Origin of the sequence: Streptomyces adelaidensis (assembly GCF_016598475.1) — a bacterium.
GTDB lineage: Bacteria > Actinomycetota > Actinomycetes > Streptomycetales > Streptomycetaceae > Streptomyces > Streptomyces adelaidensis.
The window spans coordinates 1-2,764 of the sequence record NZ_JAEMUX010000194.1; the positions used below are offsets into that span (position 1 = coordinate 1).

Annotated in this window: 3 protein-coding genes; 2 read left to right on the forward strand and 1 reads right to left on the reverse strand. The window is 72.7% G+C overall.

All coding sequences use genetic code 11. From position 1 onward, the window contains the following. The first annotated feature begins 118 nt into the window (after positions 1-118). Positions 119-1,510, forward strand: coding sequence for a sensor histidine kinase (locus I8N67_RS41155; protein ID WP_234047090.1), 1,392 nt, complete (start codon positions 119-121; stop codon positions 1,508-1,510). Further along, positions 1,507-2,196, forward strand: a complete 690-nt coding sequence (locus tag I8N67_RS41165) for a response regulator (protein ID WP_200309428.1) — start codon at positions 1,507-1,509, stop codon at positions 2,194-2,196. The genes I8N67_RS41155 and I8N67_RS41165 overlap by 4 nt, the downstream gene beginning before the upstream one ends. A 48-nt stretch (positions 2,197-2,244) precedes the next feature. Here the strand turns inward: I8N67_RS41165 and I8N67_RS41170 are convergent, their stop codons facing one another. Continuing rightward, positions 2,245-2,748 (reverse strand): methylated-DNA--[protein]-cysteine S-methyltransferase, encoded by a 504-nt coding sequence (locus tag I8N67_RS41170; protein WP_200309429.1) that lies wholly within the window; start codon positions 2,746-2,748, stop codon positions 2,245-2,247. Positions 2,749-2,764 lie beyond the last annotated feature (16 nt).

Consider the following 2,764-nt stretch of genomic DNA (forward strand, 5'->3'; position numbering starts at 1 on the left):
GTCACGATGCACACCACTCACAGAGGTCGGACACGGAAGTCAGGCACGGGAGTCAGGCGCGGGAGAGCGGTCTGCGGCGGATTTGCGGGACCAGCACGACAAGAGCGGTGGTGGGGCCATGAGTTGGGCGGAGCGGCGGCGTACGGATCCGGATGCGCGCTGGCTGGCCGCGGTCGTGCATGCCGCGTTCCTTCTGCTGTGGTGCTCCTCGTTCGTGCGCTTTCTGACGCGCGATCAGGGTGGGGCGCGTACCGGCTGGGTGGTCGTGCTGTTCGCGGTGTTCGGGCTGCTCTACGCCCTCGGGCAGCTGTTGGCTCCGGCACCGGGTCCCGGCAGTCCGCCGTCCGCCCGGCACCTGGCCTGGCTGGGGTCCGTGACGGTGGTGTGGATCGTGCTGCTCGTGCTCACGCCGAGTGCCACGTGGTGTGCCATGCCGCTGTTGTTCGCGGGGCTGCACACGCTGCCCCCACGGCTCGCGGTGCCGCTGGCGGTCGTACTGACCGCGCTGGTCGTGGGGTCCCAGGTGCGGGTGGCGGAGGGCACGATCAATCCCAACATGGTCGCCGCGCCGCCGGCCGTCGCCGCGGTCGCCACCGCCGTCTTCGTCCATCTGCGGCGCCAGGCGGCCCGGCAGCGCGCCCTGATCGACGACCTGGTCCGCACCCGCCGGGACCTCGCGGCCACCGAGCGGCGGGCGGGCGTCCTGGCGGAGCGGCAGCGGCTGGCCGCGGAACGCGTCTGGCGTACGGACCCCGACGCGGCCCACGGGCACATCGGGAAGGCTGCCGAGATCACCTCGCGCAGCCTCGCCGAGGCGCGCCGGTTCGTCCACGACCTGGCACCGGCGGATCTCGCCGAGCGTTCCCTCGCCGGTGCGCTCGGCGCCCTCGCCGAGCGGGAGAGCGGCCCGGGCCTGGTGGTGGAGTTCCGGCTCGACGGCACCCCGGGCCGGCTTCCGGAACGCGTCGAGGCGGCGCTGCTGCGCATCGCTCAGGGTGCGCTCGCCAACGTGCGCGAACACGCCGCCGCGACGCGCGCCGCGGTGACCCTGACCTGTCTGGACGACCAGGTCTCGCTGGATATCGCCGACAACGGGCGGGGGTTCGACGTGGCGGGGCGGCGGCCGGTCTCCGCGACGGGGCGGGGCGATGCCGGGGCGGGTCCCTTGGCCGCCGGGCCGGGTCCCGCAGCCGACGGACCGGGTCCCGCAGCCGCCGAACCGGGTCCTACGGCTTTCGCATCGGCTCGCGCGGCTTTCGCATCGGCTCGCGCGGCTTTCGCATCGGCTCGCGCGGCTTCCGAAGCGGCTCCCGGGGCTTCCGAAGCGAGCCGGGAGCGCGGCCATGGCCTGCCGGCCATGCGTATCCGGGCCCGGCAGTCGGGCGGCACGCTCACCGTGGAGTCCGTGCCGGGCGAGGGCACCGTCGTGTCCGTGGCGATTCCTCTCTCCCTCGTGCCCCTCTCCCCCGGCCCCATCACTCACACAACCCCCAAGGAGCCCGTCCCATGAGCGAGTCGGCCCCCGCAGCTCCGATCCGGCTCCTGCTGTGCGACGACCACGCCGTGGTGCGGGCCGGGCTCCGCGCGCTGCTGTCCAGCGCCGACGGCATCGAGGTGGTGGGGGAGGCGGGCACCGGCGAGGAGGCGCTCGCCATGGCCGCCCGCCTCCACCCCGACGTGGTGCTGATGGATCTGCAACTCGGCGACGGCCTGGACGGCGTGACGGCCACCCGGCGCCTGACATCCCTTGCATCACGGCCGTCCGACGCCCTGGGCACTCCGACCGATCCGATCGCCCCGGCCCCCCATGTGCTGGTGCTCACCATGTTCGACACCGACGCCGACATCAGCCGCGCCATCGAAGCGGGTGCCACCGGATATCTGCTCAAGGCCGAACGAGCCGACGAGTTGTTCGCGGCGATCCGTAACGCCGCCTCCGGCCGTACGGCACTGTCCGCCCCGGTGGCCGAGCGGCTGCTGGCCCAACTACGCAGTCCACGCCCGGCGTTGTCCGAGCGCGAGCACGAGATCCTCGGCCAGCTGGCCCGTGGTCTGGGCAACCGGGAGATAGCCCGTGCGCTCTTCATCAGCGAGGCGACCGTCAAGACCCACCTCGGGCGGATCTACGGCAAGCTGGGGGTGGAGACGCGGTCGGGGGCGGTGGCCGTCGCCAAGGAGCGGCGCCTGCTGTCGTGAGAGAACGACCGACCGCCCCCACCCCCACCACACACGCGAGACGGCCGTTCAGAAGAGAGCCGTCCCCCGTTCGAAGTCCAGCAGGCGCTGCTTGCGCTCCAGGCCGCCGCCGTATCCCGTGAGGCTCCCGTCGGAGCCGACGACGCGATGGCAGGGGACGATGATGCCGACGGGGTTCTTGCCGTTGGCGAGGCCCACCGCGCGGGACGCCTTGGGGTTGCCGAGGGCGTCCGCGAGATCGCCGTACGAACGGGTCTCGCCGTAGGGGATCCGGGCGAGCTGTTCCCAGACGCCGCGCTGGAACGGGGTGCCGTGCAGCCGCAGTTCAAGGGTGAACGCCTTCAGTTCGCCCGCGAAATACGCCTTCAGCTGTTCCTCCGTCTCAGCGAAGAGCGTGTCGTCGCCGACGCCGAAGCTCTCCTCCGGCGGGCGGTGGCGCTGCTCGGTCATGTAGAGGCCGCACAGGACGCCGTCGTCGGCCACGAGGGTGAGGGGGCCGTAGGGGCTGTCGAGCACGGTGTGCCGCTTCGCGGCGGTCGCAGCGGAGGTCATGGTGAACGTCCTTAGC

Coding starts and splice junctions, on each gene's coding strand:
- I8N67_RS41170 (WP_200309429.1), bottom strand. CDS start 2,748: ATGACCTCCGCTGCGACCGCCGCGAAGCGGCACACCGTGCTCGACAGC.
- I8N67_RS41165 (WP_200309428.1), top strand. CDS start 1,507: ATGAGCGAGTCGGCCCCCGCAGCTCCGATCCGGCTCCTGCTGTGCGAC.
- I8N67_RS41155 (WP_234047090.1), top strand. CDS start 119: ATGAGTTGGGCGGAGCGGCGGCGTACGGATCCGGATGCGCGCTGGCTG.